We start from the raw sequence: 24,274 nt of genomic DNA, 5'->3' as shown, positions 1-24,274 counted from the left end.
GCCCCGGGCAGGTAACGCCGGGGTGTTCCGCGGCGAGCAATCCAAGTATCGCCGCGATACCCGCGAAGGCTCACGATTCGCAGGCGGGTATTACGCACCTCAACGGCGGTGCCTGGCGGGAAAAATGCGCGTACAAAACTCTCGTGACGGGTAGAAGGACGGCGCGTTGAATGGAAGGTGCATAAGTAATGCCGTTTTGAGGAGCGGGAGGATCCAGTGACCATCAGCGAAGACCACACGGTCAGTCACATTGGCGTCATGAGGCCGTGGCTCGGACCGGAGGAGGCGGATGCCGTTGTTCAGGTGCTTGCTTCGGGCCGGATGGCGCAAGGGCCACGCGTCGGGCAGTTCGAGGAGGCCTTCGGCTCCGCGCAGCAGGCATCCTACGCCGTCGCAGTGTCCAGCGGCACCGCGGCACTCCTTCTGGCGTTGAGGGTCGCCGGGGTTGAACCGCAGGACGACGTCGTCCTGCCCTCGTTCTCCTCCGTGGCGACCGCCAACGCCGTCAGCCATCTGGGGGCCAGGACCGTCTTTGCCGACGTCGAGGCGGGCACCGGCAATGTGTCCGGCAGAACAATCGAGGCTGCCCTGACACCGGCCACCCGGGCTGTGATCGTTGTGGACCAGGGCGGCCTGCCGGTAGACCTGGAGCCGATCCGGGACCTTTGCGATCCGCTCGGCGTCACGGTCATTGAGGACGCCGCCTGCGGTGTGGGATCCACGTATCTGGGCCGTCCGGTGGGAGCCGGGGCAGAGCTGACAGCGTGGTCCTTCGACTCGTGGGAGGTCCTTACCACCGGGGAAGGCGGCATGCTCACCACCCAAAGTGACACGTTTGCAAGCCGGGCCCGGGAGCTGCGTGATGGTGCCGCGAGCGAGCCGGGATTCGAATGCCGCATGACCGAGCTGCAGGCTGCCATCGGCCTGGTTCAGCTCGGCCGGCTGCAGGAAGCCGTTGCCCACCGCAGGGAAATTGTCGCCAGCTACCAGCTGGCGCTCGCCCGGATTGAGGGGCTGCGCCCCGTCAGGGACCCCTCCTACGGCACCAGCAATTTCCAGTCTTTCTGGCTGGAAGTACTGCCGTCGTTCGCCCTGCCTCGGACTGAGCTGTTGGAACGGCTGGCGCGCGACGGGATCTCGGCGGGCGCCGGGATCCTGGCGGCCCACCGGCAGCCGGAGTATCGGGGCCGGGATTACGGCTCGGCGGACCTGTCGGTGACCGAACGATTGACGGACAGAACAGTGGTCCTGCCGGTCTACCATCAGCTGACTCCGGGCGAACAGTCGCGCGTGTGCCGCTCCGTCAGGCTCGCGGCAGCCGGGATACCGGTGACCGTGCGGCGCGGCAAGTGGAACGGCGGGTTCCGGCGGACGGACGCGGCCAGCGCCTGACCCGCCGGAACGTCACCATCCGCCGACGTCAGCGTGAGCGCTCGGACCCGTTCGCGGCCGTTCCGGCTCCGGCGGCAGTTCCGGACGAGGCACCGCTTACGCCGACGGTGGTGAGTTCCTTGTCGCTGCCCGCGAGCTGGGTCAGCAGGTCCCGGATCTCGGCCAGGAGTGCAGTGTCCGCGGGGATGGGCTCTTCCTCCGGTTCCGCCGTTGCCAGCCGGCTCTTCACCAGCGAGTTGATCTTGTTCATGGGCGCCACGAAGATGAAATACACCACTGCGGCGGTAATGAGGAATGTCACGAAGGCGGTGAGGACCCCGCCGATGTTCACGAAGGTCTTGTCATTGCCGGGCCAGATGGGGAACCCGAGACCTTCGGTCTCGACGCCGCCGGCCGCGGCGATGATCGGGTTCACGATGTTGGTGGTGAAGGCGCTGACCAGCGCCGTAAACGCGGTGCCGACGACGACGGCGATGGACAGTTCGATCACGTTGCCGCGAAGGATGAAATCCTTGAATCCTTTAAACATGGGGTCCTCCGGTATTGCGTTTCGGTCTGTGATTTAACCGATAGACAATACCAGTCCGCAGGCCCGCCGTGCGTTCTGCCCAGGTGGCGCCATGCCCTTTGCCGCCTGTGCCTGCCGGCCGCGGGCGTACGATTTGGAATGGACGCCAACGCTGCCGCCGTCAGACTGGCACCGTATGGAAAGGCGTGACCCACGTGAAGCTGTTCGCCGAGATGTTCACGATTGCCCCCGGCAACAAGGACCATCACGTCGCGATCCGGTGCGCCGTGGGCGTTTTCGTTCCGCTGATCATCCTGGTCCTGATTGACCGGATGGACCTGGCAATCTTTGCTTCCTTCGGAGCCTTCACCGGAATCTACGGGCGCGGGGAGCTGCACCGCAAGCGGCTCTTCATCCAGGTGCGGGCCGGGTCCCTCATGCTGCTGGTGATCCTGCTGGCCACGTTATCGGCCCGGGCGGGGCAGGCGCTGGGCCTGTCGGACGCCGCGGCCACCTGGACGCAGGTGGCGGCCACCACCGTGGTCGCCGGGGCGTGTTCGCTCGTGATCGCCTGGTGGCGGCACCGTCCTGCCGGTTCGTTGTTCCATATCTTCGCCTTCGCGGCCATCGCCTCGATTCCGCACCAGCCGCCGTTGTGGCAGTGCATGCTCGCTTCGGTCGTGACCACGGTGTTCTGCCTGCTGATCGGAATTTCCTCCCGCGTGGTTCGGAGCCGGCGCACGCCGTGGGCCATGCCGGAGCCGGCCCGGCTGACGCCCGATGAAAAGCGGGCAGCGCGGCTCGAAGCAGTGGGCTACCTGGTGGCTGCGGGACTGGCCGGGACGCTGGCCACGGTGGTGGGCCAGTGGCTGGGCTTCGGCCACAACTACTGGGCCATGGTGGCCGCCGTCGTTCCGTTGGTGGGCCGCACCACCCGTCACCGCGTGGCCCGCGGCATCCAGAGAATCATCGGAACCGTCCTGGGCCTGATCCTGCTGGCGGGAGTCCTCCTGCTGAATCCTGCCCCGTGGCAGACGGTCCTCGTGATTGCCGTGTGCCAGTTCGGCGCCGAAATGTTCATCGCGCGGCAATACGTGCTGGCCCAGGTGTTCGTCACGCCGCTGGCGCTGAGTTCCACGCTGTTGGCGGCGCCCGCTGTCCCCGAAGTGCTGCTGCGGGACAGGATCGTCGAGACGGTCATCGGCGCCGCCGTCGGCATCGCCGTCGTGATCACCCCCGCCGTCTGGCAGCGGTTGCGGGCCGGGAGCCGCGCGCAGCGCGTGGCCGCCTAGGAAGGCCCGACCGGCGTAACAAACCAGCTCAAACCCGTTAATTCCATGTTTCGCGGCGATGTCGGAGGCCACCTCAGCACCGAACGGCCGGCTGAGCGGCGGCGCGGAAGGCTGAAATTCCCCCAACGACCCTCCCATTATTGCCAGTGTCTGCATGGTCTTTTTCGCCTTCGTGCAAAGTCATCAGGTTGCTTATCACGCAACACCACTCTGCAGGCGAAACAGCGTGCGCAGATTCCGTGAGGGGGTAGGCGGCGATCTTTATCACCGGAAACCCTTGACATGCAAGAGTGGCATAGCTCACTCTGTTGCGTATTGGGAATCGCGTTGATGATGGCACAACCCCCGGGTGTGCCTCTCAACTGGAAAAAGGTCTAAACAGATGCACATCGCCTGCCCACTCAACGCACTTGCCCCCGGAGTCGCTATCCGCCTGGAACATTCCCGACAGCGGCGCCTTGGCACTGGGCAGCTACCCTCCAGCCATCCTGGACGGTGGCCACACGTCCATGAAGGCAGTCCAGGATGAGTCGTTCGGACCGACCCTGGCCGTGGAGACCTTCCGCGCGGAGCAGGAAGCCATCACGCTGGCCAACCCCCGCCTAAGACTGGCCCGCACCGCCTGGACGCACGATGGATCGCGTGCACAGCGTGGCCGCGGCTCTCCGGCACGGCACCGTGTGGATTAACGATTACCACCTCTCCGTTCCAGACCGGGCGGGGCGGCTTCGCTGAGTCCGGAAACAGCCGCGAACCGGGCTCCAAGGCCTTACAGAGTACCGAGAGACAAAGCACATCTGGCAAAACGTCAACCCCAAAGCCAGCCATTGGTTCGAACCTACACAGGCAGGAGTACAGCAATGAACAGCCCCGATATCTCAGTGCGCAACCTATGGAAGGTCTTCGGCCCCGGGGGCGGCAACATCCCCAACGATCCGGAACTCTCAGCCCTCAGCCCAGCGGAACTGCTGGAACGCACCGGCTGCGTGGCGGCCGTCCGGAACCTGAGCTTTGACGTCGCCAAAGGCGAGGTTTTCGTGGTCATGGGACTTTCCGGATCCGGCAAATCAACCCTGGTCCGCTGCCTGACCCGGCTGATCGAACCCACCTCCGGACAGGTACTCGTGGACGGCAAAGACGTCCTCCAAGCGGGCCTTGCGGAGCTGCGGGAGCTGCGCCGGCGGAAGATGTCCATGGTGTTCCAGCACTTCGGCCTCCTCCCCCACCGCACCGTGCTGGACAACGTCTCCTACGGGCTGCAGATCCGCGGGGCGGCCAAGAACGAACGCTACGCCAAGGCCCGGGAAATTATCGAACTGGTTGGCCTCAAGGGCTACGAACAGCACTACCCGGACCAGCTGTCCGGAGGAATGCAGCAGCGCGTGGGCCTTGGCCGGGCGCTGGCCGGCGATCCGGACACCATCCTCTTCGATGAACCCTTCTCCGCGCTGGATCCGCTCATCCGGCGCGACATGCAGGCGGAAGTTATCCGTCTGCACAAGGAAATGGGCAAAACCATGGTGTTCGTGACCCATGACCTCTCTGAGGCGCTCAAGCTTGGAGACCGCATCCTCATCATGCGCAACGGCGAGACCGTCCAGTGCGGAACAGGGGATGACCTGGTGGGATCCCCGGCAGACAAGTACATCGAGGATTTCGTGTCCGAAGTCCCCCGCGCTGATGTCCTGACCCTGAAATGGATCACGCGCCCCTTGGCAGCCGGAACGCCGGGGGATGCGCCTGTCCTCAGCTCCCGGATGATTATCCGGGACGCTATAGCATCGGTCATGCACGCCTCCTGCCCCGTCCTCGTCGAGGACGCCGAGGGCAGAATCATCGGGCAGATCGACCGCGACAGCATCCTGTCAGTGCTGCAGCCAGCGGAAGCAGCAGCCTGATGTCGACCCTCGTCCGCGATCGAACCGGGGTGCAGCCGGCCCCCCCGGTTACCAAAGAACCGCGCCGCCGGCCCAGCCGCCGCACCACGCTGCTGGCAGGGGCCGCCGTCGTCTGGATCCTGGGATTCCTGGCCCTGCACGGAACATCCACCCTGACCTTGCCGGCCTCCGAACTGACGGACCTGCATCGGTCCCTGAACCAGTTCAACGCGTGGGTGGCAGCCAACCGCGCGGACAATCCGGTGTTCCTGTACATCTTCACGCCCCTCAGGGCAGCCGTCGACGGCGTGGCCAACTTCTTCATCACCATCTTTGCCGCGAGTTCCACCGGCCTGCGCCTGCCCGAAATCGGCTGGTTCGGAACCGTAGGACTGCTGGGCTGGATAGCGTTAGCGGTCGGGAACGCCCGGGTAGCACTGCTGACAGTCTCCGTCTTTATCTTCTTTGGCCTCCAAGGCCTGTTCGTCGAGGCCACGTACACGTTCGCCCTGGTCCTCACTGCCGTGCTGCTTACCCTCCTGGTCGGAATCCCACTCGGTGTCCTGGCCGGCGTCTACGGCCGGGTTGCCAAGGTGATCACGCCGGTACTGGACTTCATGCAGACGCTGCCTACATTCGTTTACCTGGCCCCGCTGGCCCTGATCTTCCTCATCGGCCCGGCTTCGGCCGTTATCGCCACGGTGATCTACGCAGCGCCGCCTGTTATCCGCCTGACGGCGCATGGCATCCGCGCCATTCCGGAGAACACGCGCGAAGCCTCCGACTCGCTGGGTACAACGGGCCTGCAACGGCTGCTCACCCTGCAGCTTCCCATGGCCCGCCGCACCGTTGTTATGGGAATCAATCAAAGCACCATGGCGGCCCTGTCCATGGTCACCATCGCGGCCCTGATAGCAGCTCCAGGACTTGGCCAGGTAGTGGTCCGGGCGCTGCAATCCCTCGATGTGGGCACGGCTGTCAACGCCGGGCTCTCCATTGTCCTGCTGGCGATCGTGCTGGACCGCGTGACCACAGCTGCGAGCCGCCGGGCAGAACCGGGGGCAGCCCGGAACCGCCGGTTTTCCCGCAGGACGCGGTACCTCATCTTGGGTGGCACGTTGGTGCTGGCTCTAGCCATGGTGCAGTTCTCCCGCAGCATGCTATGGGCTGCGGCGTTCCCGAAGGACCTCAATATCGGGCCGATGATTGTCCAGGCCGTGAGTTCCGCCAGCCAGTGGATGCAGAACAACCTGTCCCTGTTCACGGTGTCCTTCCGGGAAGCCGTCACCACCGGGGTCCTCAACCCGTTCCAGTCCCTGCTCACGGACACGCCTTTCTACGCCGTGGTGGCCGCAATTGCCATTGCGGCCTACGCGCTGGGCGGCTGGAAGCTCGCTACGATCACCACGGCGTGCCTGGGCGTGATCATCTACCTCGGCCTCTGGAGCGACTCCATGGTCACCCTGGCCGGAACGCTGGTTGCCACCCTGGTGGTCATGATCCTGGGCGTCATCTTCGGCGTCGCAATGGGCCGGTCCGAACGGGTGGACCAGATCCTTCGACCCATGCTGGACGCAGGCCAGACCATGCCGGCTTTTGTCTACCTGGTTCCCTTCCTTGGCCTCTTTGGCGCCACCCGCTTCACGGCGATCATTGCCGGCATCATCTACGCCGCGCCCGTGGCCATCAAGATCACCGCGGATGGCATTACAGCGATTTCACCGACAGTCGTCGAAGCTGCCGTCTCCAGCGGCTCTACCCCCTGGCAGGTCATCACCAAGGTCCAGCTGCCGATGGCCAGGCAATCACTGGCCCTCGCCGCAAACCAGGGCCTGATCTACGTCCTGGCCATGGTGGTGGTCGGTGCATTGGTGGGCGCCGGCGGCCTCGGGTACGACGTCGTCGCCGGCTTTGTCCAAAGCTCCCTCTTCGGCAAGGGCCTCGCCGCGGGCCTTGCCATTGTCTTCCTCGGCATCCTGCTGGACAGGATGACCCAGGCGGCCGCAGCGGCACCGCTGCGGAAAATCCCCTCAGGCAAGACCCGCTCAACCAAGACCCCCGCAACCTAACCACCCTCCAAAGAGGCGCGCTGCACCAAGAGGCAGCGCTACCTCCCCGTGCCTCGGGCCCTGGAAGGACCCGACGCACTCCCGCCCCCCAACAAGGAGACTGAAGGATGAACAAAGCTGGACTGCTGTTGAAACGAACTTTCGCGGCAGCGGCAGGGGCCGCTGCTGCTGCCCTGCTGCTGTCAGGCTGCGGTGGCGCTTCCGTGAACCAGGTGGCCGCCGCAGGCGGTTCCTCGGATGCGCCCTGTGGAGCTGTGAACGTCGCAATGAACGCCTGGGTGGGGTATACGGCCAATGCCGCAGTGTACAGCTACGTGGCGAAAAACCAGCTTGGCTGCACGGTGGTCCAGAAAGACCTGAACGAGCAGATCTCCTGGCAGGGTTTCGGCTCCGGCGAGGTGGACATCATCATTGAAAACTGGGGCCATGACGATCTGGCCAAGCAATACATCACCGACCAGAAGGTAGCCGTCGACGCCGGGCCCACCGGAAACGAAGGCCACATCGGCTGGTATGTAGCACCATGGATGGCCGAGAAGTACCCGGACATCACCGACGGGAAGAACCTGAACAAGTACGCTTCAATGTTCGCCACGTCCGAGTCGGGCGGAAAGGGGCAGCTCCTCGACGGCGACCCCGCGTTCGTCACCAACGACGAGGCGCTGGTGAAGAACCTGAACCTGGACTACAAGGTGGTGTTCTCCGGTTCGGAGGCGGCCCTGATCCAGTCATTCCGGACCGCGGAGCAGAATAAGACACCCCTGCTGGGCTACTTCTACGAGCCGCAGTGGTTCCTGTCCGAGGTACCCCTCAAGAAGGTCGCGCTCCCGGCCTGGACCAAGGGCTGCGACGCCGATGCCGAAAAGGTGGCCTGTGACTACCCGACGTACACGCTCAACAAGGTCATCTCCACAAAGTTCGCGGAAAGCGGCTCGCCGGCAGCCAAGCTGGCCAAGGGGTTCAAGTGGACCAACGAGGACCAGGATGCGGTCGCGACGGATATCCAGGGCGGCATGACGCCCGAGGCCGCGGCGAAGAAGTGGGTGGACGCGCACCAGGAAGTCGTGGCTTCCTGGCTTAAGTAAGCAAGAGCGACCCGGCACAGCAAACGTCAGCCACCCAGGGATGTCCCGGGTGGCTGACGTGCTTGGCCCGAAGCCAAGCTCGTGGTCCAGGCCGGGAGCGGGCACGCGCCCGGACCGGACATTCCCGTTCTGGGATTTGTACCACTGGGCGCTGTTATGTGGGACACTTCAAACCATTCAATGGAAGGGCAAGTGTGGCCAACTCGGGCTCCGGCGACTCAGTGGTGGACCGCGTGGTCCGCGTTATTGCCGCGTTTCCGGAGGGCGTCAACGTCCTGCCCCTGTCGGAGCTCGCCGCCCGCGCCGGGCTGCCGCTCACCACTGCTCACCGGCTGGTCCGGCAGCTGGCCGGGCACGGGCTGCTGGATGTCGGCTCCGCCGGCTCGGTGCAGCTGGGGCTTCGCCTGTGGGAGCTGGTCAACCGCAATTCGCCCACCCTGGAACTCCGCCAGGCCGCCATGCCGTTCATGGAGGACATCCAGCAGGTCCTGAACCAGAATGTGAACCTTGCGGTCCTGGACGGCTGGGAGGCGCTCTTCGTGGAGCGGCTGTCCCGGCGTGGATCGGTGGCCAACCGGGCGCAGGTTGCCGGACGCATGCCGGTGCATGTGTCCTCCGCCGGGCTGGTTCTGATGGCCAACCAGCCACACACCGTCCAGGCGGAATACCTGGACGGTTTCACGGATCCCGCCGGCCGCCTGACGGTTGCTGAACTGCGTGTCCAGCTCGGGGAAGCAGCCCACCAGGGCTATGCCCAGCTGGCCGGCGTGGTGGATCCGGACACCTGGGGCATCGCCGTCCCCGTGACGGACCGCAAGAAGCGGACGGTGGCCGCCCTCGGCGTCGTGGTTCCGCTGCGGGAGGTGCGCCTGCAGGCGCTGGTGCCCGCGCTGCAGACCGCGGCCCGGGGGATCGGGCGCCGCCTGGGCGAATCCCAGAACGCCGCCGAGGGGCGGGACTAACCCACCAATTCCATTCAACGGAATCCTTATAACGCGGATCACGTACCGGGGCGCACACTGTTAGCCAGACGATCCAACAGGCCCCCGGACCCTACCGCCGGGGCCCCGCAACGAAGCGAGGAACACCATGGCAGCACGCACCGTCATCACCACCCAGGTGGCCATTCTGGGCGCCGGCCCGGCCGGGCTGATGCTCTCGCACCTGCTGGCCAAGGCCGGCGTCGAGTCCACCGTGATCGAAATCCGCAGCCGCCAGGACATCCAGGAGACCGTCCGTGCCGGCATCCTGGAGCACGGCACGGTGAACATGCTGGTGGACAGCGGCGTCTCGGACCGGGTGCTGCGGGAAGGCGACCGGCACGACGGTATTGAGCTGCGCTTCAACGGCGAAAGCCACCGGATCGACTTCAAGGACCTGGTGGGGGAGTCCGTCTGGCTGTACCCGCAGACCGACGTGTTCATGGACCTCGCCGCACGCCGCGAGGCCGACGGCGGGGACGTCCGCTACAGCGTCACGGACACCACCATCCACGACATCGAAGGCAAGCCCAAGGTCCGGTTCACGGATGCCGACGGCGTGGAGTACGAACTGCAGGCGGATTTCGTCACCGGCGCGGACGGTTCCCGCAGCCACTGCCGCTTCCAGATCCCCGAGGCGGACCGCAAGTGGTACTTCCACGAATACCCGTTCGCCTGGTTCGGCATCCTGGCTCAAGCGCCCCGCAGCTCCGACGAACTGATCTACGCCAACTCGGACAACGGTTTTGCCCTGATCAGCCAGCGGACCGAGACGGTCCAGCGCATGTACTTCCAGTGCGATCCCAACGAGGACGTGAACAACTGGAGCGAGGACCGCATCTGGGACGCCTTCCGCAGCCGCGTCAACGGCAACGGCTTCGAGCTCAAGGAAGGGCCGGTCATCGACAAGATGGTGCTGAAGTTCCGCAGTTTCGTCCACGCCCCCATGCGCCACGGGAAGCTCTTCCTGGCCGGCGACGCCGCCCACACCGTGCCGCCCACCGGCGCCAAGGGCCTGAACCTGGCCATCCACGACGTGAAGGTCCTGTTCGAAGGGCTGGAAAGCTACTACCGGAGCGGCTCCCCGGCGCTGCTGGACGCCTACAGCGACCGTGCCCTGGAGCGCGTCTGGAAGGCCCAGCAGTTCTCCTACTGGATGACGTCCATGCTTCACACGCCGGCGGACGCCGACGACTTTTCCCGCGCACGCCAGCTGGGCGAGCTCAACTCGGTAGTGTCGTCCCGCCACGGCAAGGCCTACCTCGCCGAGGCCTACACCGGCTGGCCTTCCGCCTAGGGGCCGGGTCCACGCCCCGGGCGTCTGTCCGCGCGACGGGTACCGGGCCGCCCACCACGACTGCCGCCGTCGGGCATAACATCGGTCCATGGAAGCCATAACCATCGTTGGCGGCGGCATCGCCGGCCTGGCCCTTGCCGCGACCCTTGATCCGGACCGCTTCGACGTGGCCGTGCACGAGCGGCGGGATACCGTGCCAACGGTGGAAACGTCCCTGGCCATGTGGCCGGAGGCCCAGCGGGCGCTCGGCTCCGTGGGGATCCTGCCGGCAATCCGGGCGGCAGGGTCCGGGTTCGACGCCATGGCACTGCGGGACGCATCCGGGAAAGCACTGTTGCGCGCCGAGGTTTCCGGCGTGATCGGTGTTTCACGCGCGGACCTGCTGCGGCACCTGGACGCCGCTGTGCCGGAGTCGGTAGCCCGCGTGTCCGGGGCTGTGACATCGCTCCCCGAAACCGGGCTGCTGGTCGGAGCGGATGGCGTTCACAGCGTGGTCCGCCGGGCACGGTGGGGCCTTCGGTCCATGGAGCGGCTCAGCCCCTACCTCGCTTTGCGCGGCATCATCGATGAACCCGTTGCCGGGGATACGGGCGGCGAATATTGGGGCCGCGGCGAATTGTTCGGCATTGCTCCGGCCTCCCGGAATCGGACGTACTGGTACGCCTCGTACCGGTCAGACCTGGGCCCGGGCGGCATCGACGTCGCGGCGGCGCTGGACCTCATCCGCCGGCGCTTTGCGGGGAAAGCCGCCGGAATCGGCCGCGTCCTGGCTGCGGCCACCCCGGAGGGAACCCTCGCCCAGCGTATTTGGACCGTGCCTGCCCTTGGACGCTACGCGCGGGATGGATCCGTGCTGGTGGGAGACGCCGCGCACGGCATGACGCCGAACCTCGGGCGTGGTGCCTGCGAGGCCCTGATTGACGCCGTTACCCTCGCGGAACTGCTCAACTCCCGTCCGCGTCCGGAGGCCCTGAAGGCGTACAACAGGCGGCGCGTCCTGCGCAGCCAGGCCTTGCGCGTGGCGTCTTCCGCAATGACCCGGCTCGTGCTCACGGAATCCGCCCAGCCGCTCCGGGACGGGATTCTCGGCCTCGCCGGACGGCTCAGCCGGTCCGCGCAGGGCTAGGTGAAACAGGACTGGGCGAAACAGTGGCGGGCGAAACAGTGGCGGCCACTGTGCCCGGCGCGGCTGGGGGCTTTGTGCCCTTGGAGCGGGTCCGTCCGCCGGATCTCCCGTACACGAGGTACATCGTCAGCCCGGTGATGACCATCAGCAGGACGGTGTAAACGAATGTGTTGGAAACTCCGTCCACCCCTTCTGCGCCGTCCGTGTTGGCTTTGATGACCAGTCCCAGCGGCTGGACCAGCGGGTGTGCCAGGAAAATGGCGGTGTCGTAGTCGTCCAGCATGCTGTTGAAGTTCAAGGCCGTGATGGCCGCAGCGGCCGGAAGGACCAGCGGCAGCAGAATACGCCGGAACACATAAAGCGTCTTGGCCCCCATGATGGAGGCCGCCTCCTCCAGTGATGAGTTCACCGAGGCAAACGACGCCTTGAGCATCCTGAGCGTGAAGGGGATCTTCACCGTGACGAAGGCGACGAGGAGAATGACGGTGGTCCCGGTGAGGACCGCGCCGCCCACCAAGGGGTTCGGGTGGTCGTAGCTGATGATCAGGCCGAGGGCCAGCAAAGCCGAGGGCAGGATCCAGGGGATGTGCAGCAGGTACTCAAACATGGCAGTCACCCAGTTCTTGTGCTTCTGCAGGATCCGCGCCACAAACAGCAGCCCGCCGACGGCAATGACCGCAGCAACGGCGCTGTACACAACGCTGATGACAAAGGGCCTCAGGCCTGAGGGCTGCGTCAGCACGCGCACGTAGTTATCCATGGTGAGGCTGTCCAGGGAGAGGTGCCCCGTCTGGACGGCCGCGCCGTCCGCGAAGGAAAACAGCACAATCAGCGCCACGGGCAGCGTGTAAACCGCGAACAGCAGGTAAGCGGCCGCGTGGACAGCAACGTTGGCTGCAGGGTTGGCGATTTTCTGCTTCTGCAGCGCAGAGGAAACCTTGGACACCGAAAAGTACGTTCCGCCCTTTTCCAGGCGTGACATCACGGCGAGCATCAGGATGGTAGCCACGCCCAGGATGACGGCGAGCAGGGCGGCCAGATCCCGGGACGTGGGGCTGTTCGTGAACGTGAGGATCATCGGGGTGATGGTTTGGAAGTCGCGTCCGCCGAGGACCTGCGGGGCGCTGAGTGCCCCCAGCCCGGTCAGGAAGGACAGGATGGTCACGGCAAAGAGAGTGGGCTTCAGCATGGGCAGCACGATGCGGCGAAGGATGGTCCACGTGGAAGCACCGAGATTCCGGGCCGCTTCGATTGTCTGGTAGTCGACGCCTTTGAGGGCGTTCGCGACGAAGAGCATGTGGTTGGTGGTGGTGGCGAACGTCATCACCGCCAACACGGCAAAGAATCCCGAAAACCAGCCGGGCTCCATGCCGGGAAAGACATTCAGCAGGAAAGCTGTGACGATCCCTTTGTCGCCGTAGATGAACTTGTAGCCCGCCGCCAGCACGATGCCGCCATAGATGAACGTGGTGGCGTAGCCGAGGAACAGAATCCTGGAACCGCGGATCCGGAAGTAGTGGGTGACCAAGACGATGAAGATTCCCACAACGTTCACCGTGATGGAAAGTGCCACCGCCAGCAGGAAGCTGTTGCCCAGGGATTTCATGGCGCGCTGGGAGGAAAACAGCTTCTCCGCCGCCCGGCCCGAAAAGTTCCCGCCAGGGAAGAACGTCTCGATCAGCACGTTGGCGTTGGGCCAGACGAGGAAGGCGGCGATGAACCACGTCAGGACCGTTCCCACAATGATGACGAACGGCGAGCGGAGCATGCTTTTGGCTGAGGTGCCACTCATCGGATAGCCGCCGCCTGGTCCTGCCTGGCCAGGGCGGCGCCGGTATCGGAGTGGTACTGCAGCACGTGGTCCGGCTGGACATACACGGTGGTCCGCGTCCCTGCTTCCGGATGCGCGCCGCCGTCCTCCTTGACCAGCAGCCGGATTTCGGCGCCGTGGCTCCGCACTACGTAGCGGCTGTGGAGGCCGTGGTAGGTGCGTGACACCACCTCTCCGCCAAGCCCGACGGCGGTGCCGCCGTCTGCTGTACTGCCGGCTGCGGGAAGCGTTAGGGACGCCTTTTCCACCCGCAGGTAGGAATTGGCCGCGGTGCTGAGGCCGGCGCCGGAAAGGCGGTTCAGTTCAGCGACGAACTCCGCGGTCAGGGCGGAACTGTCGCCGATGAAGTTGCACACGAACTCGGTGGCGGACCGGTCGTAGATCGCCTGCGGGGTGCCCACCTGCTCCACCGCGCCCTTGTTGAAGACGGCCACGCGGTCACTCATGGCAAGCGCCTCGTCCTGATCGTGGGTGACATAAACAGTGGTGATCCCGAACTCGCTCTGCAGGTCCTTGAGCTGCTGCCTCAGCTGGTGCCGCAGTTTGGCATCGAGATTGGACAGCGGCTCGTCGAGCAGCAGGATTTTGGGCCGCAGCACCAGGGCGCGGGCAACTGCAACGCGCTGCTGCTGGCCCCCCGAGAGTTCCGCCACGTTCTTGTCGAGCTGCTCATCGCTGAGCTCCACCCGGCGTGCGATATCGCGCACCAAGCGATCACTCTCGGCGGACTTCTCCTTCCGGACGCGGAGGCCGAAGGCGATGTTTTCCCGGACGCTCATGCTGGGGAACAGCGCGTAATTCTGGAACACCATCCCCACTTGGCGCTTGTCGCTGGGCAGGCGCGTGACGTTCCTGCCGTCCACATGGACGGTCCCGGCGGAAGGCTCGATGAAGCCGGCCAAGGTGCGCAGCGCCGTCGTTTTCCCGCAGCCCGACGGGCCCAGCAGGGTGAAGAATTCCCCCGGCCGGACGTGGAGGTCCAGGCGCGGGATGGCAATGAAATCTCCGAAGGAAACTTCGATGTTGTCCAAGCGGATCATGGGAAACCTGTCTGTGGGCTGTTGGAGGGGAGGACTACGTCATGTACTCGAGCTCGATTTTCTCCACCCAGGCGCCCATGTTCTCCTGGACGAAGTTCCAGTCGATGTCCTGCTGTTTGAGCCCGTCGAAGAACTCAACCACCTCGGGCTTGGCCTTGGCGGCTGCGCCCTTGTTCACAGGCATGGAATTGAACTGCTGCGCCCATTCGCCCTGTACGTCCGCGCTTCCGAACCAGTCGATGAACTTCTGCGCCTGTTCCTTCTTGTCCGTGCCCTTCACGAGGGCCACCTGCTCCACCGCGAGCGGGACTCCGACGGAAGGCACCACGGTTTCCACGCTCACCTTGAAGGACTTTTCGCGTTCCGCCACGATCGAGGATGGCATCTGGCCCATATCCACGTCCCCTGACGCGATACGGGCGAAGAGGTCGGTCTTCGCCACGGCCGGGCTGCCGTTCCGGAAGTACTGCTCCACCTGCTTCCAGCCTTCATCCGAGATGCCCAGTTCGCCGGAATCGTCCTTGTAGCGGGAAAGAATGCCGGCGAAAACAAGCTGCGCCGTGGCCGTACCCAGCCCCGTGACCCGCTCATAGCGCGTCTTGAACTCGTCCTTGGACCACAGGTCCGTCCAGTCCTTCGGCGCCTGCTCCGGGGTGATCTTGTCCGAGTTGTAGCCGAGCATGATTGCCTGCTTCACCAGCGGCCAGTAGGCCTTTTCGTCGTCGCTGTCGGCGAGCGAGGCGTCCACCTCGTCTGCCCAGGCCGGCTTATAGGCCTCGATGGCATCGGCTGCTTTGACCTGGGCGAAGTACATGTTGTTGAGGCCGAAGGCGACGTCGGCAATGGGGTTGTTCTTCTCGGCGATCAGCTTGTTGGTCGCGTCGGCACCGCCGGCGCCCACGATCTCAATCTTGAAGCCGGCCTCCCCGGCCTTCTTCGTCAGCCACTCCCCGCGGCCCTCGCCGTTGGAGTTGGTGTACACCACCAGGGTGTCGCCGGATGCCCCTCCTGCCGGGGAACTACCGGATGTTTCGGGGGCGGCGGAGCCGGCACCGCAGCCGGACAGAAGGGTGATAGCGACGGCGGCGGCGACCATTGTTTGGAATTTGTGCACGATTGAGACCCATTTCTGAACTGGAACCGGAGCATTGTCCGGCAAGCCTATAGCGGCCCATGCCGATTCGGGCCGTTTATAGCTATCGATTCGATAAACTACTCGGCCTCGGTGTTCGAGTCTTGTGGAACTGCCGCAACAACGTGCACCCGTGGGTTTAACGCACGGTGAACTTCCGGCCCGCCCAGGGTTGAATCAGTCCTGTTCCAGGGTCTCCGTCAGGTGGTGCGTGGGGATGCGGTCGCGGTCGTAGGTGATCTCGGTGTAGCCGTGGGGTTCGGGCTTGCCGTGCGGGCTGAGGTTCACGAACACGATCTCCTCGATGGTGAGGATGCTTTGCCGGGTGATCATGTTCCGCACTTCGGCGCGCATGGTCAGTGATGTCCGGCCGAAGCGCGTGGCGGTCAGTCCCATTTCGATCAGGTCGCCCTGCACCGCGGAGCTGACGAAGTTGATCTCGGAAATGTACTTGGTGACGGCCCGGCCGTTGCCGAGCTGCAGGATGGCGTAGATGGCCGCTTCCTCGTCGATCCACTTCAGCAGGCTCCCGCCGAACAGGGTGCCGTTGGCGTTGAGGTCTTCGGGCCGCACCCATTTACGGGTGCGGAAAGTGATGTCTGCCGATTCCATAATGCGAGATTAGCCGACGGCGGCCGGGCGGCCGCAGTGTGACGGCGGCAGCCGGCTGCCGCCGTCGTCAGGCCATGGCCGTGTGGGCGGCGCTGTGTGAATCGATTTTCTTCGCGTAGCAGTAGGAGTGCTCCACTCCGATGTAGGGGCCGAAGTTGGGCACTTCGTCGAAGCCGCAGCTCTGGTAGAAGTTCCTGCCGTCCGGCTGGGCCGAGCCCGCCTCTGCGGTGATCGAGGTGACGCCCATTCCGTGGGCGTGCGCCTCCAGTGCGGCGAGAATGGAGCTGGCAACGCCCGAACCCCGCGTGTACGGCAGGACGTAGAGCCGCTTGATCTCCGCCGTGGTGGAGTCCAGCATCCTCAGGCCGCCGCATCCCACCGGCTGTCCCGAGCTCTTCTCATAGGCCACCAGGAAGATGGCAGTATCCGCTTCCGACGGCGGCGGCCCGGGTTCGTGGTCCTTCGTACCGAAGCGCGCGTCCAGTTCCGCCTGCTGGGCGGCCCGCAGGTCGGCGCCTACGGGGTTTGCCCAGGTGACCTGCCTGATGTTGAGTCGGGGATTGGTCTGCATCACTGCCTCGATTCGCCGAAGGGTTATGCAAAATAAGCCTAAGAGGGTGCCATTTCCGCGGTGTTTCCTGCGCGTAAGCGTCCGGAGAACTATGGTGTCGGGGCTCCGCGACGGGCCTTGCGACGGCCTGGGCCTAGCGCCGCACCAGCGTCCGCAGCAGCTTCAGGGCCACTGAGATCGAGTGGATGTCAGTCTGTCCTGGCCTGGTGGCTTCCGCGAACGTGTCCTTGATCCGAACCAGCTGTTCCTGGTGGCCGCGTTCCCAGGCCACGATCCGCTCGATTGAATCAGCACTTTCGGTGTCTGCGCCCTTCGTCATCTCCATCACTGAAATCGTCATGTCGGCAACGGCTGAATAGACATCGTCCCGCAGTGCTGCCCGGGCCAGTGCCTCCCACCGGTTCTCCCGGGGAAGAGCCGTGATGCGCAGCAGCAACCTGAGTGCGCCGATCCGCGCAAACACTGTCCAGTACAGGTCCATGATCCGTTCGATGGGTTCATCGATCTGTTCCGATATCAGCGAGATGTCCAGCAGCCCGAAGCTCTCGAGGAGGGCGCCGGCGCGGCGCACCAGGTCATGGGGCAGCCCGACGGCGTCCCATTGCGCCTGCCGTTCCTCGACGAGGTCGATGCTGTCAGCTCGCAGGAAGTCGCGGGTCCTGTTCCGCAGCAGCTCCAGGGTTGGCATAATCCGGCCGAGGGCCTCGGCAACGGGCTGGTCGCGATGGTCGTGGGTGACATACCAGCGGATGGCCCGGTCGAGGATCCGGCGCATGTGCAGGGTCAGTTCTGCGGCGTGTTGGCTGGGGAACGCGGGGGGCAGCTCGGCCACCCGGTCCACGAACCGCTGCAGGTCGTAGGCTTCGCGGGTTGCAACGAATGCCCTGGCAACAGCCGCGGCGGTGGCAGTGGTTTCCTCGATGGTCCGGAAGGCGAAGGTGATTCCGCCGAGGTTGATCATGTCGTTGGCCAGGACGGTACAGATGATCTGCCGGCGCAGCGGGTGGGCATTGAGCTCCGGGTCAAAGCGGTCCGCGAGCTGATGCGGGAAGTAGCTGCGGAGCACCCGTTCGAACCAGGGATCCTCGGCGACGTCGCTTTCGCTCAGCTCCTTGGCAAGTTCGATCTTCGCGTACGCCGCCAGCACGGACAGCTCGGGCGCCGTGAGGCCTTTGCCGCTCAGCAGCCGTGCATGGAGCTGTTCTGTGCTCGGCAGTCCTTCCAGGCGCCGGTCAAGGTCGGAGGCGTTCTCCAGCCAGTCCATGGTCCGCTCGAACCCGGGGCTCCAATCCAGGACCAGGGCCCGGTCGTTGTGCAGCAGGGTGTTCTGGTCGCGGTTGTTTTTCAGCACAAGCCGTGCCACCTCGTCCGTGAGCGAGTGCAGGAATCCGGTGCGTTCGGACGCTGCCATCCTGCCTGTGGCGATCATGCGGTCGATGAAGATCTTGATGTTGACCTCATGGTCCGAGCAGTCCACCCCGGCCGAATTGTCGATCGCGTCCGTGTTGAGCAGGACGCCGCCCAACGCGGCTTCAATCCGGCCGAGCTGGGTGACGCCGAGATTGCCGCCTTCGGCAATGATCCTGGCCCGGACCTCATTGCCGTTAATCCTGATGGGGTCGTTTGCCTTGTCGCCCACCTCGCCGTGCGTTTCGGAGGACGCCTTGATGTACGTCCCGATGCCGCCATTGTAGATAAGGTCCACCGGCGCGCGCAGGATGGCCTGCAGCAGCTCGGGCGGAGTCATCATTGACGTCGTGCCCGGGAGCCCGAGCGCCGAAATTACCGGGGCAGTGATGGGGATGGACTTTGCGTGGCGCGAATATACGCCTCCGCCCGGGCTGATCATCGAGGGGTCGTAATCCGCCCAGGACGATCGTGGCAGCAGGAACAGGCGGCGGCGTGCAGCCAGCGAGCCGGCCGCGTCCGGAGCCGGGTCCAGGAAGATGTGCCGGTGGTCGAAGGCTGCCACGAGCCGGATGTGGTTTGACAGGAGCATCCCGTTGCCGAAAACGTCGCCGCTCATGTCGCCGATGCCCGCAACCGTGAAATCTTCCTGCTGCGGGTCGATGCCGAGTTCGCTGAAGTGGTGCTTGACGGACTCCCAGGCGCCGCGGGCCGTGATGCCCATCTGCTTGTGGTCGTAGCCTGCGGAACCGCCTGAGGCGAAGGCATCGCCCAACCAGAAGCCGTACTCGAATGCCACGGCGTTGGCCGTGTCAGAGAACGCGGCGGTTCCTTTGTCGGCCGCCACCACGAGGTAGTAATCGTCGTCGTCGTGCTTCACCACATTCTTCGGTGAAATGACCCGCCCGGGGGTCCCGCGCGATGGCACCGTTCCGACGTCGGACGGGTCCAGGTTGTCCGTGACATCCAGCAGTCCGCGGACAAAGTCCTTGTAGCTTTCCTCCCCTTCAGTCAGCCAGGCGGTGCGGTCCGCGACCGGACTGGGCAGCCTTTTGGGATAGAAGCCGCCCTTGGCGCCGGTGGGGACAATCACCGAATTTTTGACCGTCTGGGCTTTGACGAGGCCAAGGATCTCGGTGCGGAAATCCTCACGCCGGTCCGACCACCTCAGCCCGCCGCGCGCCACGGGACCGAACCGCAGGTGCACGCCTTCCACGCGGGGCGAATAGACCCAGATCTCAAATTTCGGCCGCGGGTAGGGTGCTCCGGGAATGTCGGACGGCCGGAGCTTGAAGCTCAGGTAGGGCCGGTCGCGGAAGAAATTGGTGCGGGTTGTCGCCTCTATCAGGTTCAGGAAGGTCCGCAGCAGTCGGTCCGCTTCCAAGGACGGGACGGCGTCGATCGCCTCGGCCACCGCGGCGCGGGCGGCGGCGGTATCCTGGAGCCGCCGGGAATGGCTGAGTTCGGGATCGAACCGGGCATGGAACAGGCTGAGTAACGCGTGGGTGGCGGGCACGTTGGCCAGCAGGGTGTCGGCGATGAAGCCGTAGGTGTAGATGGTTCCCAGCTGCCTCAAGTACTTGGCGTAGCTGCGAAGGATGACCACCTTCCGCCACGTGAGCTCCTCCTTGAGCACCAGGGCGTCGAAGCGGTCAGACTCTTCGTCCCCCCGGACGGCGGCGCTGAAGGCCTCCCCCAGCAGCGCGCTGGTCCCGGCCGGGTCAACGCCAGCGGGATACCTGACGCCAAGGTCATACAGGAACAGCTGCCGGTCGTTCCCGCGCACAACGTCGAAGGGCCGTTGGTTGAGCACTTCCAGACCGAGGTTGTGGAAGAACGGCAGGATCTGCGTCAGGCTCTGGGCGCTGGTGAGGTAGAGCCGGATCCGGGCGTCTTCAGCCAGCGTTGGAGACGCCTCGGTGCGGAAGTAGACGGCCAGCAGCGGATTGTTCAGCGGCCGTCCGCCCGTGCCGTCGAGATCGAACTGCTCAAACCGCATGATGTCTTCCACCGCGTCCTCGACCTCGAAGTCGGCCCGGTAGCTGGCGGGGAAGGCGGCGGACCAGAGCGCCGACATCCGGCTGGCCTCGACGGAGGGAAGCCTGTCACGAAGCGTTTCGTCCAGGCCTTCGGCCCAGGTCCGCGTCGCGCTGACGATGCTCCGCTCCAGCACAGCGGGATCGACGTCGGCCTGCCCGCCGGCGGGCAGCAGGATCCGGAAGAAGACGCGGGCCATGGGGGATTCACTCAGCCGGACCTCGAATTCGAGCGAGGAGGACCTGAAGGCCTGCTTGAGCTCCTGTTCGATGCGGAGCCGGACGGCGGTGCTGTACCTGTGCCTGGGCAGGAAGACCAGGACAGAGACGAAGCGGCCGTAGCTGTCAGAGCGCAGGAACACGCGCGTCTGGTGGTGGGCCTGCAGGAGCAGGATCTCACGGGAGAGCCGGGCCAGTTCGTCCAGGCTCAGATGGAACAGCTCGTCCAGGGGGAAGGATTCGAGGACGGCCAGCAGCTGCTTGCCGGGATGGGAAACCTCGGTGAAGCCGAAGCGTTCCTGGACCGCGCGCACTTTGTCCCGGATGACCGGGATCCGCCGCACTGACCGGCCGGTGGCCCCCGGGGCGAACAGTCCCACGAACCGAATCTCACCTGTCGGCTGCCCTGCGCTGTCGAAGGTCCGGACGAGGATTTCATCCAGGTACGCCGGGCGGGGGACGGACGATCTCAGGTCCGACGTGGCGAGCGTGAGAACCTGCGAATGCGGAAGCCCGGTGACCGGCTGGCGGGCTTCGGGCCGGCCGTCCCTGAGCAGGCCAAGCCCCGAGCCGGGCCGCAGCTTTACGCCCTCCGGGCCGCCCGTCGTCGGGTATTCGTACTCGCTGTACCCCAAAAACATGAAGTTTCCGCGGTCCAGCCAGCCCAGGAGCTCCCCCAGCTGCTCCGCAGTCGGAGCCGAGCCGGCGGGCAACCGGTCCAGCGAGCCGATCGCGCGCGCGAGGCGGGAGTGGATGGCTGGAGTGTCATCGGCGACCACCTGCACGTCAGCCAGGACCCGCCTCACATTGTTCATGAGCTCCGCGAGGGCCCGCGACCCGGGCAAACGGCCGATCTCCGCCGCCACCCAGGTTTCCGACAGCCAGCCCGGAGGGTCCTGGGCGGTTCCGGGAACGCCGGCCTGACCTGCTGTGACCGCCGCAGCCACGATTCCGACAGCCGCACCGGATGGCGAGCCATGCCGCACCTCCAGCAGCCGGTGCGTCTGTGGGTCCCGGCGCACCAGGAAGGTGGGGTGGACCAGCAACCGGATGGCTTCGTTTTGCCGGGTCAGTTCGGCAGTGAGCGAATGGAGCAGGTGCGGCATGGCGTCGGCAATCACCAGCAGGACGCTGGCGTCGCTTTCGTTCAGGACGTCGAGGGCCGCCGTGCCCGCCGGGCGGCCGTCTGCCAGTTCCGCATGCTGCCTGGCCCTCTGCTCCAGGTTTTCGGGGCTGTATCCCTGGAGGTCCTCCGCGGCTACGTGCTCGTAGTAGGCCGAGAGGAATTGTTCTTCGAAGCCGTGGAGGCTGGCGGGTGCATGCTCCGGGTGTACTGATCTGCGTGACATGCCACTGCGCCTCCACCGCGCGGGGAGCAACCGCATGCAGCGGCCGACCATCCTTTCCCACGCCTGCTTTCATCATGGCCGGGTTCAGGGGAGCAGTCCAGTGCCGGTAAGTGGCGTGGGTGGCCGCCGCTAGGCCGGGCTGCCCGTGGGATCTTCAGCGGTGGGGTCTGCCAGCGCCAGGCCGCCCACGGGACTGTCGTCCCAGTGGATGAGCTCCCAGCCGTTATCGGGATCGCCGTCCAGTGCGACGATTCCGGTATTGTCCAGCGCGTGCCTGACCGCAAAGCCGGGTTCGATGTTGCCGGCCCTCAGGCCGGCCCACACGCGGATGGCTGCGCCGTGGCTGACCACGGCTACGGATCCGGAGTTGCCCGCTCCGTTTGCCCGTGCCGCTATTTTGGCGATCGCGGCATCGTAGCGCCCGAAGAAGTCCCGGCCGCTGGGCCCGGCAGGCATGCGGCGGTCCAGCTCGCCGTCGGCCCATGAAAAAATGGTGCCCAGGTAGCGTTTGTGCGATTTGTGGTCCGTCAGCTTCTCCAGCGCCCCGGCTTCGATTTCGTGAATGCCCTCGAGCACTTCGGTCTCCAGCCCGTGCACCCGGGCGAGGGGTGCGGCCGTGATCTGCGTCCGGATCAGCGTGGAAGCGTAGAGGGCGTGGATCCGCTCGTTCGCCAGGGCCCGGGACAGTGCCTCAGCCTGTCGCTCGCCGAGTTCCGTCAGCCCGGGCCCGGGGTGCGCGGTGTCCAGCTGGCCCAGGACGTTACCGGGCGTCTGGCCGTGCCGGATGAGCAGGAGCCTCATTTGAGGTGGTCCACCAGCTGGTCCGCGATGCCGGTGTACTTGCCGGGGGTCAGGGCCAGCAGCCGTGCTTCGGCGTCCGCGGAGAGGCCCAGGCCCTGCACGAATTCCTGCATCCGGGCGGCGTCCACGCGCTGCCCGCGGGTCAGGTCCTTGAGCCGTTCGTAAGGGTTTTCCATGCCTTCGACGCCGGCGATCGCCTCGGCGCGCATCACCATCTGGATAGCCTCGCCCAGCACCTCCCAGTTGGTGTCGAGGTCGCCGGCCAGGACGTCCTCAGCCACATCCAGGCGCTCCAGGCCCTTGACGACATTGGAGATGGCCAGCAGGGAGTGCCCGAACGCCACGCCGATGTTGCGCTGCGAGGACGAGTCGGTGAGGTCGCGCTGCCAGCGGGACGTGACCAGGGTGGACCCCAGGACGTCCAGCAGTCCGGAGGAGATTTCCAGGTTGGCCTCGGCGTTTTCGAAGCGGATCGGGTTGACCTTGTGCGGCATGGTGGAAGACCCGGTGGCGCCTGCTACCGGGATCTGCGCGAAGTAGCCGATGGAGATGTAGCTCCAGATGTCCGTGCACACGTTGTGCAGGATCCGGTTGAAGCGCGCGACGTCGGCGTACAGCTCGGCCTGCCAGTCGTGGCTTTCGATCTGGGTGGTCAGAGGGTTCCAGGTCAGGCCCAGTCCCTCGACGAACGACTTCGCGACCTGCTGCCAGTCGGCGCCCGGTACGGAGGCCACGTGGGCGGCATAGGTGCCGGTGGCGCCGTTGATCTTGCCCAGGTATTCGGTCTTCGCGATCCGGTCCAGCTGGCGGGTCAGGCGGTGCGCGATGACGGCCAGTTCCTTGCCCAGCGTGGTGGGCGTGGCGGGCTGGCCGTGCGTGCGGGAAAGCATGGGAACACCGCGGTTGTCGTCGGCCATCTTGCTGATCTGGGCCACCAGCGCCTTGGCGGCGGGCAGCCACACGTCCTCCACAGCACCCTTGACGCCCAGGGCGTACGAGAGGTTGTTGATGTCTTCCGACGTGCACCCGAAGTGCACCATTGCCGTCAGCCGTTCAATGCCAATCGCCGGCAGCCTGCGGCCGATGTAGTACTCCACGGCCTTGACGTCGTGCACCGTCACGGCCTCGATTTCGGCCAGCTCGGAGACCGACGCGGAGTCGAACTCAGTCACGATGGCGCGAAGCTGATCCTGCTGCTCCGTTGTAAGGGGGCCTGCGCCCGGCAGCACGTTGTTGCTGGTCAGGTGGATGAGCCATTCAACTTCCACGGCCACGCGGTCCCGGTTGAGGGCCGCCTCGGACAGGTAGTCCACCAGGGGCGCGACGGCGGACTGGTACCGTCCGTCCAGCGGGCCAAGGGCAATCTGGTCCGGAGAGGCGGCAAGGGCCAGGCGTCCGGAAGGCGTACGGGTGTCAGCTGTGGCGGCAGTTTCAGGCATGTCCTGATTCTTTCACGAAGTCGCGCCGGCCCTTAAGCGCAGTGTCCGTGTGACTTTCCCTCCCCGGCGTTGCCGGTGAGCGCGGTGTCCGGATTATCCACATGGCCGACGCCGGCAGTTCCGGGCCACGTCAGCGTTCCGTAGCGTCGGGAATCACCGGAAATTCCGTAACGGACAGCCAGGTGAACGGAAATGAACAGGGGGAATGGAA

Annotated in this window: 18 protein-coding genes; 9 read left to right on the top strand and 9 right to left on the bottom strand. The window is 65.4% G+C overall.

Annotation, left to right across the window (positions count from 1 at the left end; translation table 11 throughout):
* Positions 1-216 precede the first annotated feature (216 nt).
* Positions 217-1,392 (top strand): DegT/DnrJ/EryC1/StrS family aminotransferase, encoded by a 1,176-nt coding sequence (locus AB0N24_RS07700; protein ID WP_364122568.1) that lies wholly within the window; start codon positions 217-219, stop codon positions 1,390-1,392.
* Between the two features lie 28 nt (positions 1,393-1,420).
* On the opposite strand, the gene mscL is transcribed toward AB0N24_RS07700, so the two are convergent.
* Positions 1,421-1,921, bottom strand: coding sequence for a large conductance mechanosensitive channel protein MscL (mscL, locus tag AB0N24_RS07695; protein ID WP_364122566.1), 501 nt, complete (start codon positions 1,919-1,921; stop codon positions 1,421-1,423).
* Between the two features lie 194 nt (positions 1,922-2,115).
* Here mscL and AB0N24_RS07690 point away from each other — a divergent pair, with 194 nt between their 5' ends.
* The 8 genes from AB0N24_RS07690 to AB0N24_RS07655 all read left to right on the top strand — a co-directional run bounded on the left by AB0N24_RS07690 (position 2,116) and on the right by AB0N24_RS07655 (position 11,626).
* Positions 2,116-3,192 carry an FUSC family protein gene (locus tag AB0N24_RS07690; RefSeq protein ID WP_364122855.1) on the top strand — a complete coding sequence of 359 codons (1,077 nt, stop codon included), beginning with the start codon at positions 2,116-2,118 and terminating at the stop codon, positions 3,190-3,192.
* Between the two features lie 458 nt (positions 3,193-3,650).
* On the top strand, positions 3,651-3,881 hold the full coding sequence (locus tag AB0N24_RS07685) for an aldehyde dehydrogenase family protein (protein ID WP_364122564.1): 231 nt from the start codon (positions 3,651-3,653) through the stop codon (positions 3,879-3,881).
* A gap of 171 nt (positions 3,882-4,052) precedes the next feature.
* Complete coding sequence (locus tag AB0N24_RS07680; RefSeq protein ID WP_364122562.1) at positions 4,053-5,090, top strand: glycine betaine/L-proline ABC transporter ATP-binding protein; 1,038 nt, start codon at positions 4,053-4,055, stop codon at positions 5,088-5,090.
* Entirely contained in the window at positions 5,090-7,138 is a 2,049-nt protein-coding gene (locus AB0N24_RS07675; RefSeq protein WP_364122560.1) for an ABC transporter permease subunit, read from the top strand. The genes AB0N24_RS07680 and AB0N24_RS07675 overlap by 1 nt, the downstream gene beginning before the upstream one ends.
* A gap of 107 nt (positions 7,139-7,245) precedes the next feature.
* Positions 7,246-8,223 (top strand): ABC transporter substrate-binding protein, encoded by a 978-nt coding sequence (locus tag AB0N24_RS07670; protein WP_364122558.1) that lies wholly within the window; start codon positions 7,246-7,248, stop codon positions 8,221-8,223.
* A 194-nt stretch (positions 8,224-8,417) separates the two neighbouring features.
* On the top strand, positions 8,418-9,185 hold the full coding sequence (locus AB0N24_RS07665) for an IclR family transcriptional regulator (RefSeq protein WP_364122556.1): 768 nt from the start codon (positions 8,418-8,420) through the stop codon (positions 9,183-9,185).
* A gap of 127 nt (positions 9,186-9,312) precedes the next feature.
* Entirely contained in the window at positions 9,313-10,500 is a 1,188-nt protein-coding gene (locus tag AB0N24_RS07660) for a 4-hydroxybenzoate 3-monooxygenase (protein ID WP_364122554.1), read from the top strand.
* Between the two features lie 88 nt (positions 10,501-10,588).
* Positions 10,589-11,626 carry an FAD-dependent monooxygenase gene (locus AB0N24_RS07655; protein WP_364122552.1) on the top strand — a complete coding sequence of 346 codons (1,038 nt, stop codon included), beginning with the start codon at positions 10,589-10,591 and terminating at the stop codon, positions 11,624-11,626.
* Here AB0N24_RS07655 and AB0N24_RS07650 read toward each other — a convergent pair.
* The 8 genes from AB0N24_RS07650 to purB all read right to left on the bottom strand — a co-directional run bounded on the left by AB0N24_RS07650 (position 11,604) and on the right by purB (position 24,063).
* A complete protein-coding gene (locus tag AB0N24_RS07650) occupies positions 11,604-13,418 on the bottom strand; it encodes an iron ABC transporter permease (RefSeq protein WP_364122550.1) in 1,815 nt (604 codons plus the stop codon). The genes AB0N24_RS07655 and AB0N24_RS07650 overlap by 23 nt on opposite strands.
* Complete coding sequence (locus AB0N24_RS07645) at positions 13,415-14,497, bottom strand: ABC transporter ATP-binding protein (protein ID WP_364122548.1); 1,083 nt, start codon at positions 14,495-14,497, stop codon at positions 13,415-13,417. Before AB0N24_RS07645 ends, AB0N24_RS07650 begins: the two co-directional genes overlap by 4 nt.
* 34 nt (positions 14,498-14,531) lie before the next feature.
* Positions 14,532-15,611 (bottom strand): extracellular solute-binding protein, encoded by a 1,080-nt coding sequence (locus tag AB0N24_RS07640; RefSeq protein WP_364122546.1) that lies wholly within the window; start codon positions 15,609-15,611, stop codon positions 14,532-14,534.
* 195 nt (positions 15,612-15,806) lie between these two features.
* Positions 15,807-16,241, bottom strand: a complete 435-nt coding sequence (locus tag AB0N24_RS07635) for an acyl-CoA thioesterase (RefSeq protein ID WP_104175167.1) — start codon at positions 16,239-16,241, stop codon at positions 15,807-15,809.
* Between the two features lie 67 nt (positions 16,242-16,308).
* A complete protein-coding gene (locus tag AB0N24_RS07630; RefSeq protein ID WP_364122543.1) occupies positions 16,309-16,812 on the bottom strand; it encodes a GNAT family N-acetyltransferase in 504 nt (167 codons plus the stop codon).
* 133 nt (positions 16,813-16,945) lie between these two features.
* A complete protein-coding gene (locus AB0N24_RS07625; protein WP_364122541.1) occupies positions 16,946-21,823 on the bottom strand; it encodes an NAD-glutamate dehydrogenase in 4,878 nt (1,625 codons plus the stop codon).
* A 129-nt stretch (positions 21,824-21,952) separates the two neighbouring features.
* A complete protein-coding gene (locus tag AB0N24_RS07620) occupies positions 21,953-22,624 on the bottom strand; it encodes a histidine phosphatase family protein (RefSeq protein ID WP_364122539.1) in 672 nt (223 codons plus the stop codon).
* On the bottom strand, positions 22,621-24,063 hold the full coding sequence (gene purB, locus AB0N24_RS07615; protein WP_364122537.1) for an adenylosuccinate lyase: 1,443 nt from the start codon (positions 24,061-24,063) through the stop codon (positions 22,621-22,623). Before purB ends, AB0N24_RS07620 begins: the two co-directional genes overlap by 4 nt.
* Positions 24,064-24,274 lie beyond the last annotated feature (211 nt).

The sequence above is a fragment of the Arthrobacter sp. NPDC093128 genome, assembly GCF_040683875.1.
Taxonomy (GTDB): Bacteria; Actinomycetota; Actinomycetes; order Actinomycetales; family Micrococcaceae; genus Arthrobacter.
Note: the sequence above shows the minus strand (reverse complement) of the source record. Positions and strands in the feature narration are given on the sequence as shown.

What these genes read in the sequence shown, in the direction of transcription:
- AB0N24_RS07680 (WP_364122562.1), top strand. Translation starts at nt 4,053, where the DNA reads ATGAACAGCCCCGATATCTCAGTGCGCAACCTATGGAAGGTCTTCGGC.
- AB0N24_RS07670 (WP_364122558.1), top strand. Translation starts at nt 7,246, where the DNA reads ATGAACAAAGCTGGACTGCTGTTGAAACGAACTTTCGCGGCAGCGGCA.
- AB0N24_RS07635 (WP_104175167.1), bottom strand. Translation starts at nt 16,241, where the DNA reads ATGGAATCGGCAGACATCACTTTCCGCACCCGTAAATGGGTGCGGCCC.
- AB0N24_RS07645 (WP_364122548.1), bottom strand. Translation starts at nt 14,497, where the DNA reads ATGATCCGCTTGGACAACATCGAAGTTTCCTTCGGAGATTTCATTGCC.
- AB0N24_RS07620 (WP_364122539.1), bottom strand. Translation starts at nt 22,624, where the DNA reads ATGAGGCTCCTGCTCATCCGGCACGGCCAGACGCCCGGTAACGTCCTG.
- purB (WP_364122537.1), bottom strand. Translation starts at nt 24,063, where the DNA reads ATGCCTGAAACTGCCGCCACAGCTGACACCCGTACGCCTTCCGGACGC.
- AB0N24_RS07625 (WP_364122541.1), bottom strand. Translation starts at nt 21,823, where the DNA reads ATGTCACGCAGATCAGTACACCCGGAGCATGCACCCGCCAGCCTCCAC.
- AB0N24_RS07660 (WP_364122554.1), top strand. Translation starts at nt 9,313, where the DNA reads ATGGCAGCACGCACCGTCATCACCACCCAGGTGGCCATTCTGGGCGCC.
- AB0N24_RS07650 (WP_364122550.1), bottom strand. Translation starts at nt 13,418, where the DNA reads ATGAGTGGCACCTCAGCCAAAAGCATGCTCCGCTCGCCGTTCGTCATC.
- AB0N24_RS07630 (WP_364122543.1), bottom strand. Translation starts at nt 16,812, where the DNA reads ATGCAGACCAATCCCCGACTCAACATCAGGCAGGTCACCTGGGCAAAC.
- AB0N24_RS07675 (WP_364122560.1), top strand. Translation starts at nt 5,090, where the DNA reads ATGTCGACCCTCGTCCGCGATCGAACCGGGGTGCAGCCGGCCCCCCCG.
- mscL (WP_364122566.1), bottom strand. Translation starts at nt 1,921, where the DNA reads ATGTTTAAAGGATTCAAGGATTTCATCCTTCGCGGCAACGTGATCGAA.
- AB0N24_RS07655 (WP_364122552.1), top strand. Translation starts at nt 10,589, where the DNA reads ATGGAAGCCATAACCATCGTTGGCGGCGGCATCGCCGGCCTGGCCCTT.